The 14517-nt window shown below is 70.3% G+C and carries 14 protein-coding genes; 8 read left to right on the top strand and 6 right to left on the bottom strand.

What is annotated here, in order from left to right; translation table 11 throughout:
- Positions 1-69: 69 nt before the first annotated feature.
- On the bottom strand, positions 70-711 hold the full coding sequence (locus BS83_RS08565; RefSeq protein WP_051942843.1) for a histidine phosphatase family protein: 642 nt from the start codon (positions 709-711) through the stop codon (positions 70-72).
- A 154-nt stretch (positions 712-865) separates the two neighbouring features.
- Complete coding sequence (hemL, locus tag BS83_RS08560; protein WP_037603257.1) at positions 866-2215, bottom strand: glutamate-1-semialdehyde 2,1-aminomutase; 1350 nt, start codon at positions 2213-2215, stop codon at positions 866-868.
- 373 nt (positions 2216-2588) lie between these two features.
- Between hemL and BS83_RS08555 the strand changes: the two genes are divergently transcribed.
- Entirely contained in the window at positions 2589-3086 is a 498-nt protein-coding gene (locus tag BS83_RS08555) for a hypothetical protein (protein WP_037602360.1), read from the top strand.
- Positions 3087-3152: 66 nt separating this feature from the next.
- Here the strand turns inward: BS83_RS08555 and BS83_RS08550 are convergent, their stop codons facing one another.
- Positions 3153-4478, bottom strand: coding sequence for a tyrosine-type recombinase/integrase (locus BS83_RS08550; protein ID WP_037602359.1), 1326 nt, complete (start codon positions 4476-4478; stop codon positions 3153-3155).
- 398 nt (positions 4479-4876) lie between these two features.
- On the opposite strand from BS83_RS08550, the gene BS83_RS48545 reads away from it, so the two are divergent.
- The 7 genes from BS83_RS48545 (at position 4877) to BS83_RS08520 (ending at position 11791) form a co-directional block, all read left to right on the top strand.
- Entirely contained in the window at positions 4877-5293 is a 417-nt protein-coding gene (locus tag BS83_RS48545; RefSeq protein WP_332262317.1) for a helix-turn-helix transcriptional regulator, read from the top strand.
- A 459-nt stretch (positions 5294-5752) separates the two neighbouring features.
- Positions 5753-5983 (top strand): helix-turn-helix transcriptional regulator, encoded by a 231-nt coding sequence (locus BS83_RS47285; RefSeq protein WP_037602358.1) that lies wholly within the window; start codon positions 5753-5755, stop codon positions 5981-5983.
- A gap of 213 nt (positions 5984-6196) precedes the next feature.
- Positions 6197-6688 carry a DnaB-like helicase N-terminal domain-containing protein gene (locus BS83_RS08540; RefSeq protein ID WP_198035168.1) on the top strand — a complete coding sequence of 164 codons (492 nt, stop codon included), beginning with the start codon at positions 6197-6199 and terminating at the stop codon, positions 6686-6688.
- A 190-nt stretch (positions 6689-6878) separates the two neighbouring features.
- Complete coding sequence (locus BS83_RS08535; protein ID WP_063774122.1) at positions 6879-8417, top strand: DUF3631 domain-containing protein; 1539 nt, start codon at positions 6879-6881, stop codon at positions 8415-8417.
- Positions 8418-8717: 300 nt separating this feature from the next.
- Entirely contained in the window at positions 8718-9368 is a 651-nt protein-coding gene (locus BS83_RS45235; RefSeq protein ID WP_157597031.1) for a hypothetical protein, read from the top strand.
- A gap of 12 nt (positions 9369-9380) precedes the next feature.
- Positions 9381-11045, top strand: a complete 1665-nt coding sequence (locus BS83_RS08525) for a hypothetical protein (RefSeq protein WP_051942794.1) — start codon at positions 9381-9383, stop codon at positions 11043-11045.
- Between the two features lie 101 nt (positions 11046-11146).
- Positions 11147-11791: a hypothetical protein gene (locus BS83_RS08520; RefSeq protein WP_037602354.1), complete on the top strand. Its 645-nt coding sequence runs from the start codon at positions 11147-11149 to the stop codon at positions 11789-11791.
- Positions 11792-12063: 272 nt separating this feature from the next.
- On the opposite strand, the gene BS83_RS08515 is transcribed toward BS83_RS08520, so the two are convergent.
- The 3 genes from BS83_RS08515 to BS83_RS08505 are packed head-to-tail and all read right to left on the bottom strand — an operon-like array spanning position 12064 to position 14493.
- Positions 12064-12816: a hypothetical protein gene (locus BS83_RS08515; RefSeq protein ID WP_037602353.1), complete on the bottom strand. Its 753-nt coding sequence runs from the start codon at positions 12814-12816 to the stop codon at positions 12064-12066.
- A gap of 2 nt (positions 12817-12818) precedes the next feature.
- Positions 12819-13673 (bottom strand): hypothetical protein, encoded by an 855-nt coding sequence (locus tag BS83_RS08510; RefSeq protein WP_037602352.1) that lies wholly within the window; start codon positions 13671-13673, stop codon positions 12819-12821.
- Positions 13657-14493 (bottom strand): aldo/keto reductase, encoded by an 837-nt coding sequence (locus tag BS83_RS08505; protein WP_063774121.1) that lies wholly within the window; start codon positions 14491-14493, stop codon positions 13657-13659. The genes BS83_RS08510 and BS83_RS08505 overlap by 17 nt, the downstream gene beginning before the upstream one ends.
- Between the last annotated feature and the right edge of the window lie 24 nt (positions 14494-14517).

The raw sequence follows: 14517 nt of genomic DNA, 5'->3' as shown, positions 1-14517 counted from the left end.
TGCCACGACGCTTCGTGTAGTGGATATTTAATCGATCTTTATGCAGGCTGCGGCGGGCGCGCGGCCGGCTCAGGCCCCGAAGGACTTGTTGGTCATCGGGCCCTTCTTGCCCGTCAGGTGCGCGGGCAGCAGATCGCGGGCCGGCTCGCTGTAGCCGATCGAGACGATCTTGTCGCCCTCGTAGGTGAAGGTCGTCAGGCTCGCCAGCGAGCACTGGCGGCGGCGCGGGTCGTGCCAGAGCCTGCGGTGCTCGGCGAAGCAGCGGGTGACCCAGATCGGCAGCTGGTGGCTGACGCAGACCGCCTCGTGGCCGCGCGCGGCGTCACGGGCCGCGCCGAGCGCGCCCATCATCCGCACGACCTGCTCGATGTACGGCTCGCCCCAGGACGGGCGGAACGGGTTGACCAGGTGCTTCCAGTAGCCGGGGTTGCGCAGCGAGCCGTCCCCGACGCCGAAGGTCTTGCCCTGGAAGACGTTGTCCGCCTCGATCAGCCGCTCGTCGGCGGCGACGGAGAGCCCGTGCGCGGCGGCGATCGGCGCGGCGGTCTCCTGGGCGCGGTCCAGCGGGGACGCCACCACGTGGGTGATGTCACGTCCGCTGAGGTGGTCGGCGACCCGGTCGGCCATCTTCCGGCCCAGCTCGGAGAGGTGGTAGTCCGGCAGCCGTCCGTACAGGACGCCCTCCGGGTTGTGCACCTCGCCGTGACGCATCAGGTGGACGACCGTGATGTCCTTCTCGCTCACCGCTGATCCTGCCCCTTCTCGGCTCTCTGGTTCCCGTGCGTGTTCTGGCGCCGGTTCTGGCGCTTGTTCTGGTGCGCGCGCCCGTGCGTGTTCCGGTGCGTGGGCGCGGGCGTGCGGATGCTCACACCGCGGTCGCCTCGGCCGCGGCCCGGGCCGCGCTCGGCAGCGCGGCGGCGATGCGCTCCAGCGCGCGCTCGTCGTGCGCGGACGACACGAACCAGGACTCGAAGGCGGACGGCGGCAGGTAGACACCCTGGGCGAGCATGGCATGGAAGAAGGCCGTGAAGCGGAACGACTCCTGCCCGCGCGCCTCGTCATAGTTGGTGACGGGACGGTCGGTGAAGAAGACCGAGAACATGTTGCCCGCGGTCTGCAGGCGGTGGGCCACGCCCTCGTGCTTGAGCGCGTCGCTGACCATCGAGGCCACCTCGGCGGCGACCTGGTCGACCGTCGCGTACACGGCGTCGGTGCAGGCGCGCAGCTGGGCGAGGCCGGCGGCGGTGGCGATCGGGTTACCGGAGAGCGTGCCCGCCTGGTAGACCGGTCCGGCCGGGGCCAGGTGCGCCATCACGTCGGCGCGACCGCCGAAGGCCGCGGCGGGGAAGCCGCCGCCCATGACCTTGCCGAAGGTCATCAGGTCCGGCTTGACCTCGGCGGACCACCCTTCGTTCACGGATTCGAAGCCGTACCAGCCGGCCTTCGAGACGCGGAAGCCGGTCATCACCTCGTCGGAGACGAAGAGCGCGCCCTCGGCGCGGCAGAGCTCGGCGAGGCCCTTGTTGAAGCCGGGCAGCGGCGGGACCACGCCCATGTTGCCCGGGGACGCCTCGGTGATCACGCAGGCGATCTCGCCGGGGTGCGCGGCGAAGGCGGCGCGGACGGCGTGCAGGTCGTTGTAGGGCAGCACGATGGTGTCGCCGGCCTGCGCGCCGGTGACGCCGGGGGTGTCGGGCAGCGCGAAGGTGGCCAGGCCGGAGCCGGCGGCGGCCAGCAGCGCGTCGACGTGACCGTGGTAACACCCGGCGAACTTCACGACCTTGGACCGGCCGGTGAAACCCCTGGCCAGACGGATCGCGGACATGGTCGCCTCGGTGCCGGAGGAGACCAGGCGGACCTGCTCGACCGGCGCGATCCGGTCGACGATCTCCTCGGCCAGCTCGACCTCGCCCTGTCCGGGCGTGCCGAAGGAGGTGCCGCGCGAGACGGCGTCCTGGACGGCGGCGACGACCTCGGGGTGCGCGTGGCCCAGGATCATCGGGCCCCAGCTGCAGACCAGGTCGACGTACTCGCGATCGTCCGCGTCGGTGAGGTAGGGGCCGTTGCCGGACACCATGAAGCGGGGCGTACCGCCGACGGCGCGGAAGGCGCGCACGGGCGAGTTCACTCCACCCGGGGTGACGACGGACGCGCGTTCGAACAACGCCTCGGAAACGGGCGCCTCGTACGGGTACGGACGGCCGATGGTCTGCATGCTCACGGGATCGCTCACGAGAACATGGTCTCAAATCGTCGTCGTTTCGAAATCGCAGCCTTTGACGCGGCATGTCCGCGCCGATCATCTGGGACGATGATCGGGCCATCCGGTGTGAGTCGTCGCGTGACGGGGAAGTGACGACCGTGTGCCGCATGCGCTGACGCGCCCTTGGCGACTTCGCCGTCGTGAGGGGTACGTAAGGCGCGCGTGCGCGGCGGCCTGTTGGCAAATCAACGACGGACGGTAAGGATGGTCCGGGGTGTCCGAGCAGCGCGAGGGCTCCGACTGTGGCGCGGGACGCGCCGCGCGTCGGGGTCGCGAGTTCGCAGATGCGTCACGCCGTGGTGACGGAGGTGGAGGTGCTGGCCGCGTGGGCGTGACCTACAAGTACTTCGGTGCACCCGACCGCGCCACGGCCGCCCGCGTTCCCACCGCCCTCGGCCGCGACGGCCTCGGCCTGGACGCAGGTGAGCTCGGCACGCTCGGCCGCCTCGGCGAGCTGTTCGGCCACGACGGCTCCGAGGAGTCGATCAGCGGCGGGCTCTCGACGAAGATAAAGCCGGAGACCATGAGCGCGATGGTCCTCACCGGCATCCTCGGCATCCCCCTGAACGAGGTACCCCCGCTGGAGCTGGTGGTCCTCCACCCGGACTACGCGGTCGTCCAGCTCCCCCAGACGGTGGTCGAGCCACTGCTGAAGGCGGACGAGGCGGAACTGGGCACGGCGGCGTTCATCTGGTCGACGGTCCCCGACCGCCGGGGTCCGCGGGACGCGTTCGTGATCTACAAGATGCTGCACGAGTGGCAGGACTTCGCGAACCGGCTGCACGACGCGGGGCACCAGCTGTACTGCCTGATGTGGCCGTGAGCTGGGCGTTTGCTTGATCGTCGAGATCAGGCGAGGGCTTGCTGAGGCTTCATCAGAAGCAGCCGCTCAGGCCGCCAGGGCACATTGAGGGCACACGGCTTCGGAAGCGAGGTCGGCTGTGCCCTGCGTCTCGCCCGTCGTGCCCGTGGTTGCCGCGGTCCCGAGCAGGAAGGCGTCGGCCGCGTCACGGCTTCGCCCTTCGCTGCTGGGCATGAGGTGCGTGTAGGTGCGGAGGGTGAAGCCGGGGTCCGAGTGGCCGAGGTAGACGGCGAGGGCCTTGATGTTGGTCCCGCCTTCGAGCTGGGCCGAGGCGTAGGTGTGACGGAGGGCATGCATGCCGTCCTCGGGGGCCGCCTGGAAGTACTGCGAGCCGGTGGTCCGGGGCGGGATCACCCCGGCGTGGACGAGTGCACGCTTCCAGTCCCCCTGGTTGAACACGCTTCGGTTGTAGGCGTTGCCCCTCGGGTCGACGAAGAGCAGGCGCAGCGTCTTCGGGTCGCCGTCGGCCTCGTCCCACGGCAGCGTGACCTCCACCGGCGGGAACGCCTTCATGTGCGCCTTGAGCGCGAGAGCCAGACCGCGCGACATGGGAACCGAGCGGATCCTCTGCCCCTTGGGGAGCGCAAAGACCATCGTCTTGCCGACGAAACGTATCTGCTGGTTGACGTGGATCCAGCCGCCCTTGAAGTCGATGCTGTCGACGGCCAGGGCGAAGATCTCCCCCTGGCGCAGGCCGCAGCCGATGCCGACCTTGCCACCGGCCTGGAAACGATCGGGCAGCCCCTCGATCACCGCGACGACGCGCTCGCGAGTCCACGGGACGACAGGCTTCTTGGGAGCCGTCGGCCACTTGACGGTCTTCACCTTGCACGGGTTGCGCGGCATCCTGCCGTCGTCGACGGCGGCGTCCAGGATGGCGGAGAGCACGTCGCCCACGCCCAGGATCGTTGACGCAGCGAGGGGCACCTCCTGCAGCTCCTTGATCCACGCCCGGATGAGCGAGGGCTGGTTGAGCGCTCGCAGCTCGTGATGGCCCAGTCGCCCCTCGATGTGGTTGCGGACGACGCCCTCGTACCGGATGCCCGTCGTCGGCCCTGCGGAGTTCGACGCGAGCCACTGCCGAGCGAAGGACTCCAGCGTGACCTTGGCAGCCGTGGGGTCGACGTAGGTGCCGATGTCGAGGCTGCTCTGCAGCTCGGCCGCGCGGCGGTCGGCGTCGGCCTTGCGCTCGAAGTTCTCCTTGCGCTGCTCGCCGGCGGGGTCACGGTAGCGGACCTGCCAGCGTTTGCCGACGCCGTGCTCCGAGGACGCGACCTTGCCCTTGTGCTCGGGGCACTGCTGATCGCCCTTGCTGGCGCGGGACTTGTGCCAGCGGTCGTAGACGTTCGCCAAGGGTGTCTCCTTCGACTGGAGTGGGTGTGGGGCTCGCGACTGCTCGCGCGGCGAGCAGTCGGCATGCGGTTGATCTAAATCGAGACGCCGCTCAGCGTCAATCAGTTCTCCCACAAAGGATGAAAACTTTTAAGCAGTGGCGGTATTGCGGTGCCGGAATGTGCCAGGGAATGCCGGGTACTGTCGCGCAATCCGTGCACTAGCGCGCAGAACGTGCGCTTGACCTGCGGTGATGGCCGCGCATGATGCTCGCCTCAGGGGCGTGTGGCAAATAATTCCAAGGAAGGCAACAACCCTTGCCTTTTCGCTTGCGCACTGCTTATGGTCTTCGCCAGGTGGTCGTCGGCATTGCTTTGCGGCGGCGCCTGTTCCTGTTCGGCGAGTAGTTGGGAGAGTTCGTGGTTCGTCCTGCCACCCATTCCCGCGGAGGCTTGCGCGGGGAGTCCGACCGGCGTCCGCTGCTGAGCGCGGAGGAGCTGGCGGAGTTCCTGCAGGTGCCGTTGAGCACCGTCTACCTGTGGAACCACCGCCGCCAGGGGCCGCCCGCGCACAAGGTCGGGCGTCACCTGCGCTACCGCTGGGCGGAGGTGGAGACATGGCTGGAAGACCAGGCCATGGAAAGGGCCGCGCGAGCGTGGCGGTCGCGGGGTTCGGGGCAAGCCGGGCGCTACCAACGGCGGCCTGAGATCCCGCCGGTAGGGGGTGGGCTGGCCGGCCCTCCCCCGCCGAGACGGGCACGTCGCACCCTACGACCGACCCCCGGCCGCGCCAAATCAGCTGGCGCACAAGGCACGTTGGGACACGGCGAAAGGTAAAGCTTTCACCGTGTCGGATCGTCCGACACGGTCCCGATCGTGCTCACCAGTGTCGGATCGTCTCACTCAATCCGGCGGTCACATCGGGCCAACTCGGACATGGCGGGATCTTCGGGGCTCTGGTCAGTGGTTTTCGCTGTTTGGCGCGGCCGGAATCTTCGGGCATCGTGTGCGTCCCACCGGTGATCACCGCCCAGCGGCGGTCGCCGAGAGGGTCCTGCTGTCGATCCGCAAAGGGGGAACCGATGCGCCGAACCACCTGACGTGCCAGGCGCGATGCCGGAGCACACTACGAGCCTTCCGGCTCGCGGCCTAATTGGTTCGGCCCGCGCGAGAGGCCGCATCGGCCCGGGATTTCCAATTAGGTCGCGAGTCGGTTTTCGGGGATCGTTGCCCTCCCAGCCGACATGCCAACGACGAAGCGCACCGCGCTGTCGCCACATCACCAAGGAGCACGCATTGGGCCGAAGCGCCGCCCGCACCAGCCGCACCGCCGCAAGCACGGACCGCCGTCCGCTGCTCAGCGCCCAGGAACTCGCCGAGTTCCTGCAGGTGCCGATCAGCACGGTCTACGTGTGGAACCACCGCCGCCAGGGGCCGCCCGTCCACAAGGTCGGGCGTCACCTGCGCTACCGCTGGGCGGAGGTGGAGGCATGGCTGGAAGACCAGGCGGTCGACCGCGCGGCCTGACCGCGACCCCGGACATGGAGAAGGCCATCGGCGCTACCAACACCGACAGCCCGAGAACTCTCCAGCAAGCGACAACTCACTGATCACCCAGGCGGGGTGGCTGGCCGGCCATGCCCCGCTGGAAGAGAAGAGGTTCATGTGCACCCTACGGCCCCGCCGCTCGAACGCCAAGCCCATGCCGGGGCCTGGTCGTGGGCGCGGCCTCCACGGGCTGTGGACGCTGAACGCGCCGTGCTGGCCGCGTGCCTGCACAGCCCCACCGCCCTCGACACCGCTGGCGGGATGCTCGGGGCGGAGGACTTCGCGTCCCCAGCCCACGGGCTGGTGTGGGCGGCGATGCTCGCCCTGCGCCAGGAGGACTGCCCGGTTGATCCGGTGATGGTGACGCATCAGCTGCGCCGCCAGGGCGTGCTTCACCAGGCGGGCGGTCCGGCCTATGTGTCCGGGCTGGCGAGCGCGGTCCACTCGGTCGCGGCGGTGGACCACTACGCGGCGATCGTGGCCGAGCAGGCGTGGTCCGCGCGCCTGCACGCCCTGGGCAAGTGGCTGATCCAGGCCACCGTTCACGGCCACGACCCTGCCGAGGTCCAGACCGAAGCGGTCAACCGACTCTCCGCTCTGGCCGCCGGGAGATCACTGTCCGGGGGCTGTCCCCGTCCCGAGGTCGCGGTGGTCCGTCCGCTGCACCGGCGACCGGCCTCCTGATCACCTGAGCCGGAACCAGCCGAGCTCTCCCTAGCCGATGGGCCTTATCTCCACCTGGCGGTCCGTCCCGCCCTGAATCCGGCGCTACCAACGCCGCAGGGCGGACCGCCCTTCTCTCGCATGCGACACCTCACTGGCATGCGCGGTGGCCGCCGCACACGCCACGATCACCGGAAGGTGGTTCTCCCTCTTGAACCCTGACGACCTGTTGAAGCGGGCCGAACAGCCCCGTCCCGTCCTCGACGGGCAGCTCGACCTCATCCCCGCCGGAACCTCCGGTCTGGCCGCCGAATCCCCGGACCACGTTCCGGCCGCCCCGGCCGCCGGTCCGGATCAGGTTCCGGACGGAGCGGTGATGCTGGACGAGCTGCGCGCGATCGTGGCCCGGTACGTGGTGCTACCGGACCAGCACGCCCTGAACGCGGTCACGCTGTGGATCGCAGCTTCGCACCTGCAGCCGGCCTTCCAGCACGCACCGCGGTTGGCGATCACCGGGCCGCAGAAGCGGTGCGGCAAGTCGCGGCTGCTGGACGTGGTCGAGGCGACCTGCCACCGTCCGATCATGACGGTCAACGCCTCCGTGGCGGCGATCTACCGCTCCATCGGCGAGAACCCGCCCACCTTGCTGGTGGACGAGGCCGACACCATCTTCGGCCCCAAGGCCGCGGGTGACGCCGAGGCGCTTCGCGGCATCCTCAACGGCGGCCACCAGCGCAAGCGCGACACCTTGCGGATCAACGGCAAGAGCATGGAGCTGGAGACCCACAAGACGTTCGCCATGGCCGCGCTGGCCGGGATTGGGGACCTGCCCGACACGATCATGGACCGTTCGGTCGTGGTCCGGATGCGGCGCCGCACCGCCGCCGAAACCGTCGAGTCGTTCCGGACCCGCGACTCCGACGCCCTCGCCCCGCTGCGCGAACGCCTCGCCGCGTGGGCGACGACGATCGCCGAGCGGGCGAAGGACATGGATCCGGCGATGCCGGTCGAGGACCGCGCGGCGGACACCTGGGAACCGCTGGTCATCGTCGCCGACCTTGCCGGCGGGGCATGGCCGGACCTGGCTCGGCAGGCGTGCCGGGTCATGACGGCGCGCGAGTCGGAGCGGCCGGGGCTGGAGGACTATCCGCTGCAGCTCCTGGTCGACATCCATGGCGCGTTCGCGAGCGTGGGCCACCCGGAGCTGATGCCGACCAAGCAGCTGATCGTGCTGCTGTGCTCGGACGAGGAGAGCCCCTGGCCCACCTACGGGTCCCGCAGTGGCGGGCTGACGCCGCGCTACCTGCAGATGCTGCTGCGGGACTTCGACATCAGCTCGAAGAACTACCGCTTCGAGGGTCGGGGTCACGCCAAGGGATTCGCCCGCGCCCAGTTCCTCGACGCCTGGACCCGCTACTGCCCCAGCGTCCTGAAGGCCGCCGGGACGGCCAGGGCAGGTTCTGCCGCGACGGCCGACTCGGAGCTGCAGGAGGTCGATCTGTCACGCGGCGGGGAGCTCTCCGGGCAGCCGGAGGCCGCCGGGCAGCGGCAGCTCGAACCGGCCCCGCAGGCGAGCGCGTCGGTCGGGGAGCGGGAAGTCTCGGCTGAGATGGCCGCCACCCGGGAGCGCCTCACCGCCGCCACCCGCCGGAGCGAGGCGATCGGCACCATCAACCGGACGCCGGGCACGGGTCCTGCTGCGGGGTACCGGCCTCCGACCGCCGACGGCGGGCCCCGACGGGGCCGCTGACCCCCCGCCTACCCTCCTTGCGCGTACACCCGTCGCACCCGTCGCATCGCAGGTCAGGGCCGTTACGGGAGCGGCTGCCGGGACGAGTGCAGACGTCCCGGCAGCCCTCCCCCGCCCCGAGCACCGCGCGGGACTGCGGGTGCTACCCCTCCTTGCGCGTGTACTCGTCCCACTCGTCGCGTCGCAGGTCAGGAGCGTTACGCGAGCGCAAGCCGGGACGGGTGCAGTCGTCCCGCAGTCAGATCGCCAGCCAGCCGCCGAGCCGGGCCCACCCCTCCACACGACATTTGGAGCACCTCCATGCCCACCGGCCAGCAGCCCGACCGCACTCCCCTGGCCTCCGCCAGTGACCGCACCGACCCGACCAACCAGGGCAACCGGGGCACTGACCTCGGTTCAGAGATGGTGACCGTCACCGGTCATGGTGACGGTTGGTCGGCTGACCGGGAGGCCCCTGACGGGGGAGCAAGTAGCGGGATAAGGCGTCCCTATCCCGGTGCCACCCCGGTGGGGGCGGCGCGCCCGACCGGGACGGCCGAGCGAGAGTCCGGCCCGGGGGTGCCGTTCCTGGAACGCGTGCGCCGCCGTAAGCGCGATCCGCAGCAGCGGGAGAACCGCGCGTACCCGCGCTTCAACGACACCGAGTGGACGGCGATCACCGCCGCCGCCAAGGCCAACGACTGCATGCCGGGCACGTACACCGCGCTCGCCACCCTCCTCGCCGCCGGACACGACGACCCACGCGCCGCCGTCGCTGACTTCCGCGCCGGCATCCAGCGCCTCGACGAGGCCACCACCGCCCTGGACCAGATTGGCAACCTGCTGAACCAGTGGACCCGCTACCTCCACCAGGGCGGCACGCTCACCGAGGCGCACGCGCGGCTGCTTGAACGGATCGACGAGGCCGTCGACCGCGTCGAGACCACCGCCGTCTGCCTCGTGCGGGACTGAGGAGAACCGCACTTGATCGTCAAGCCCATCTCCACCCGCAGCTACGCCCACAACACCGTGGCTTACCTCTTCGGGCCGGGCCGCTCCAACGAGCACACCGACCCGCACCTGGTCGCAGCCTGGATCGACCGCGCCCCAGACCCCGGCCGCCACCCCGACCAGCACACGGTCGGCCAGCTCGCCGCCCGACTCGACATCCCCATCAAGGCCCTGCGCCCAGACCAGCGACCGAAGGTGAAGTACCTGCACATCCCCATCCGCACCGCCCCCGGCGACAGGCAGCTCACCGACGCCGAGTGGGCGAGCGTTGCCCGACGCGTCCTGACGGCCGGCGGCCTACTGGTCGACGGCGACACCAAAGGCCCGCGGTGGATCGCGGTGCGGCACGCGGATGACCACATCCACCTCCTGGTCGGCCTGGTCCGCCAGGACGGCCGCGCCCCCGAACAACCCAAGTACTGGATCAAGGAGATGCGACGCGAGGTCGACCGCATCGAGCAAGACCTCGGCCTCCAGTTGGTGCGGCGCGGCGACGGCACCGCGGCAAAACGCCCAGGACACAAGGAGCACTTCAAGGCCACCCGGCAGAACCGGCCTGCCGCGAGCGTCCGGCTGCGCACCGCAGTCCGCGAAGCCCTCACGGCCAGCGCCTCGGTGGACGAGCTGGTCGCCCACCTCGCCGTCCAGGGCGTGCTCGCGAACGTGGCGCGCAAGCCGTCCGGCGACATCCGCGGCATCACCTTCGCCCACCAACCCGAGCCCGGCCGCGAACCGGTGTGGTTCTCCGGCAGCCGCCTCGCTCCCGACCTGTCCCTCCCGAAGATCCTCACCCGCCTCGCGGCGGCCGAGCACTTCGTAGGCGGCTACCAGCCCGGCGACCCGTGGCGGCACGCTGCCCGCCATCTCGACCACTACCCGCGCACACTCGACCACGCCACCGACCAGGAGGCCGCCGACCACATACACGCCCTCGGCGCCCTCCTCGACGCCACCACCCACACCGCACCAGCGGCAGTGCACAACGAACTTCGTGCCGCCACCGTCGTGTTCGAACGCGCCACCCGCTCCAGGAAGGAGGCCGACTACCAGGCCGGCCGAGCGACACGCGAACTCGCCTACCAGCTCACCCACACCCACGGCACCGGCGACGCCGTCACCTGGCTCCTCTGCGTGCTCATCGACGCCGTCTTCGCCGCCGCTCGCTGGCACCAGGCCCACCGCCACGAGCAGCAGGAACACGCCGCCCGTCAGACCCTCATCCACCTGCGCGCCGCCTACCAGCAGACCGCCGCCCAGCCGCTGGCCCACCTCACGCGCCAGGCCCCCGACCCGCGCGTCAACGCCCGCTGGCAGACCTGGATCCACGCCCATGCCCCCGGGCTGGCCGAGCGGATCACCACCGACCCCCACTGGCCCGCCCTGGCAACCGCCCTCCACCACGCCGACGCAAGCGGCAGCGGATCAGTTGCCCTCGGGGACGACGACCGAAAGGACCTCGGCCAGGCCGACAACCCGGCCGCGCTGCTCCTGTGGCGGATCCACGACCAGCAAGCCCAGCAGCACCACCGCCGCGCCCACAGCGCCCTCACCCGAAGCCGCCTCACCACTAGGCCCAGCACGCCGGCGTCCAGTGCACGGACGCCGGGAATCACCCCGGACCGCAACCGTCACCGATGACCAGCAGGGATCAACACATGCCCCGATCACCACCTCCACGCTGTCGGCCCCCGAGCTCGTCACCGCCCCCGAACCCCTGCCGCACACCCGAAGGAGCCCTCATGCCCAAGCCCGCCATCCGCCGCGACGTCCTCGACCTGCTCTTCGACTGTGACTTCCTCCCCCGCGAGCAGCGCGGCCCCGAAACCTTCTCCCACCTGCGCGACGGTCGCGCGTTCACCCCGGTCGAGATGGCGCTGCTCAAGAGCGCCACGCGCGCCGAGAAGGAGGCGTTCGACAACGCCAGCCGACTCATGCGCGACTACGACGCCACCGACGGGGCCATCGCGGACATCAAGACCCGCAGGGCGAAGCCGGGCGACAACATCACCCGCCCCGAGGCCCAGCTCCGCCTCGACACCCTCATCGACCCCTACGTCGAGGTGTACCTGCCGGGCACGCTCATCACCCCGGCGATGATGCGCTCCCGCATGACGGCCGAGGACTGCGCCGAGTACGACTACCTCTCCGACGTCGTTGGCGGTCGCCGCATCCGCAAGGACTACACCCGTGGCGCGCAGACCCGCACCAAGGAGCAGATCAGTCTCAAGATCGCGGAAATCCTCATCCGTCACATCACCGCGGACGACCTGCGCAACAACGGCGGCAAGCCGGACCTGGACCTCGTCGAGTCCCGGCTGAGCGCCAAGGACCGCGCCGAACTCGACCGCCTCGGCGACCTCTACGACCAGTTCCGCTACGAGTAGCCGCCAACGTGAGCCGCACCGCCGACGGCGGCCCCGCATCGCTCAACCCGAGCGATGTGGGGCCGCGGCGTGTTCCTGGTCCGCCGCTGCTGACGTGCCGCGCCCGCCGACCAGTCCATGTGTCGACCATGGCGGACGGGTCTGGGACGGCTGCACCCGTCCCAGATTCGATACCCGTACTCCACCTGACCTGCGGTGCGACGGGTGCAACGAGTGTTTTCGCTCCCACCCCCAAGCCCCTCCAACAGCGGTGCCCGCCGAGCCCCGGCAACTCACCCACAACCAAGGGGAGCGCAGTCCTGGAGCCACCCCGGGCTGTCAGCAGCGCCGGTCGCCATCAGCGCCCGAAGCGTCGCCGAGGACCGCAGACGCATGGCGGTCTTCCAAGCGTCGTAGCTGTCGTCGGCCGCGCGCTCCTGGAGCAGGTGCTTGACCCAGGTCTGCGCGACGCGGTCCTCGCGGGTCAGGCCCCTGCGGATCTCGTGGACGACCGCCAGCGCGAGCCGGTAGTCGGAGGGCGGAACGAAGTTGAGGTCTACCCTGGTTCCGCCCTCGTGGTAGCTGAACAGATGCCGGTCCTCACCAGTCGGCCCCGGGCGGGTCTTGCGGTAGACCGCCCTCCCCGCCAGCAACGTCTCCAGCTCCCCCAGACTCCCGCAGCGCTCGGGCATCGGGGCATACAGGTCGATATCCGAGCGCCCGAGCGCTGTACCCGCGTACGAAGACCCCATCGGATGCGGGCGACTCCCCGTCCACTCCTCGCATGACGAGCGCGCGACCTCCTGCACGGCCCGGAGACGCGCCCGGTCGACAGCGGCCGTCTCGTAAAAACGCGAGGCCAAGCGCCGCTCGCCAGGAGCGAGGTGACCAAGGTCAACCCAGCCCGCCGCGAGCACCGCATCCAAGTCGGTCTTACATATGGACGGGCGCAGGCCCGCGGTGACGGGCTGAGCCGGGTGGTGCTGGTGGCGCATGCCCGAGAGAGTACGTGCACGTTCGGTCTGGCCGAACAGCAGGCTGGACACGGTTACCCCAGCGCGACATCCTCTTCCTTTCGCAGGATCGCCAGCCGGGCCCGGAGGGGCTCGGCGAGGTCGAGGTTGTCACCTCGGCTGTTGGTCTGCAGGAGCTGGGTGATCACCGCGAGTTCGGCGAAGCGGCCCGAGGGCGTGTTGAGCTGGTCGGACAGGTGGTGCCGGACGGCCGCCGCGACGTCGGGCACCAGGAGGCTGTAGCTGTGGAGCATGGCAGCGTCGTAGCCTGCTGGTGCCAGGCCCCATCCCTCCCAGTCGAGCACGTGAAGTCCTGGCGCGGTGAGGTTGGCCCAGTGCAGGTCACCGTGAGCCGTGGCCCAGACGACTCCGTCCTGGCTGGGCGTGAAGCCCAGGTACTCCGGCATGGCCCGCTCCAGGTACTCCTGTCGCAGGGCGACTCGGGTGGTGGGGACGTCACCGACCGCGTCGAGCGCGATCACCAGCCCGAGCCACCACTGTCCCGAGAGGCGCGGAGCAGAGCGCAGGACGGGGCTGTCCGTGGTGATCGTCGTGTCGGTGACCACGTCGTAGAGCTCGGCCAGGTAGGCGTCCTCGTCGTCCGTCCAGCTGGAGGAGGCACGCAATCGAGGGCGGGGGACGCTCGCGGGCACCGCGAGTTCTGCCTCGGTGGGGCCCTCCCAGAGCTTGCCGCCTGCCCTGTCGGCCGGCGCCGAGACCAGGCGGAGCCAGCGCTCACCGTCCTCGGTGGTGACGCGCCTGCTGAGGGTGCGTCCGCGCCAGCCCCATGATTCGCCCTCGCCTACGACGCGGGCTCTGAAGGCCCGCGTGGCGTTGGCGTGGGCTTTGCGCATACGGTCGGCGGTTGCGGGGTCAGGTTCCGAGTACATCCGTGATCCTCTGGAGTTGGTCCCTGCTCAACACAGGGCCGTCGAGCGCGGTTACGGCCTGATTCCAGTGTTCCTGGCTACCGGTGCTGATGAGGACCCGGCGCACGCCCGGCGCTGACCCAACCAGGGCGAGCGCTGCTTGGGCCGGGGTGCTTCCCGGCGCGATCAGGTCGATGAGTTCCGGGGTGAACAGCTCGGGGACCTGGCCGCCGTGCAGCGGCGCGGAGGCGAAGACCGCCAGGCCCGCTGCTCGGGCGTCCGCGAGGACGCCGCGTCCTTCGAGCACTTGGGCTATGGGGGCGAGGCGCACGATGGAGAGCGGGAATTGGACGGCGCGCAGTCGGTGGTCGGCTCCTCCGGCGCGAAAGGCGGCGCCCAGGAGAGTGGGGATGTCGAACAGGCCGCTGCTGAAGCCGCTCCAGGTGGCGATGCCGTAGGCACGCAGTTGGCCGTCGGCGCAGGCTTCCTCCAGCACGGTGAACGCCGTGTACAGCAGCTCGTTGACGTGCTCGGATGGGCAGTGGTGCTCGGGGTTGTGGAGGAAGACGAGGTCGGGCATCCGGCCCAGGTGGTGGCGGCTGCGCGCGATCTGCCAGCGCAGGTACTCGGGCTTGAGGCTGTGACCTTCCGTGGCTTCTGCCTCAGTGAGGACGCCGGCCGCGACGGCGGCGGGCCGGTCGGTTTCGGCGATGAAGCCGACCTTGGTAGAGACCTGGACACGGGAGTGCCGGGCGAGGACGGGAGCGAGGGCTGTCTCGGCCTGGCCTGCGGCGTAGTTGGGGGCGGTGTCGAGCCAGTCGGCGCCGCACCGGGCCGCCATCGCGGCGGCCCGGCGGACGTCGGG

This window comes from Streptacidiphilus rugosus AM-16, from assembly GCF_000744655.1.
GTDB classification, from domain to species: Bacteria; Actinomycetota; Actinomycetes; order Streptomycetales; family Streptomycetaceae; genus Streptacidiphilus; species Streptacidiphilus rugosus.
Note: the sequence above shows the minus strand (reverse complement) of the source record. Positions and strands in the feature narration are given on the sequence as shown.

Bases quoted from the DNA above. Each gene is read 5' to 3' on its own strand.
- BS83_RS45235 (WP_157597031.1), top strand. From the start codon at position 8,718: ATGCCCACCGGCCAGCAGCCCGACCGCACTCCCCTGGCCTCCGCCAGT.
- BS83_RS08505 (WP_063774121.1), bottom strand. From the start codon at position 14,493: ATGGCGGCCCGGTGCGGCGCCGACTGGCTCGACACCGCCCCCAACTAC.
- BS83_RS08510 (WP_037602352.1), bottom strand. From the start codon at position 13,673: ATGTACTCGGAACCTGACCCCGCAACCGCCGACCGTATGCGCAAAGCC.
- BS83_RS08520 (WP_037602354.1), top strand. From the start codon at position 11,147: ATGCCCAAGCCCGCCATCCGCCGCGACGTCCTCGACCTGCTCTTCGAC.
- BS83_RS08565 (WP_051942843.1), bottom strand. From the start codon at position 711: ATGCGTCACGGCGAGGTGCACAACCCGGAGGGCGTCCTGTACGGACGG.
- hemL (WP_037603257.1), bottom strand. From the start codon at position 2,215: ATGCAGACCATCGGCCGTCCGTACCCGTACGAGGCGCCCGTTTCCGAG.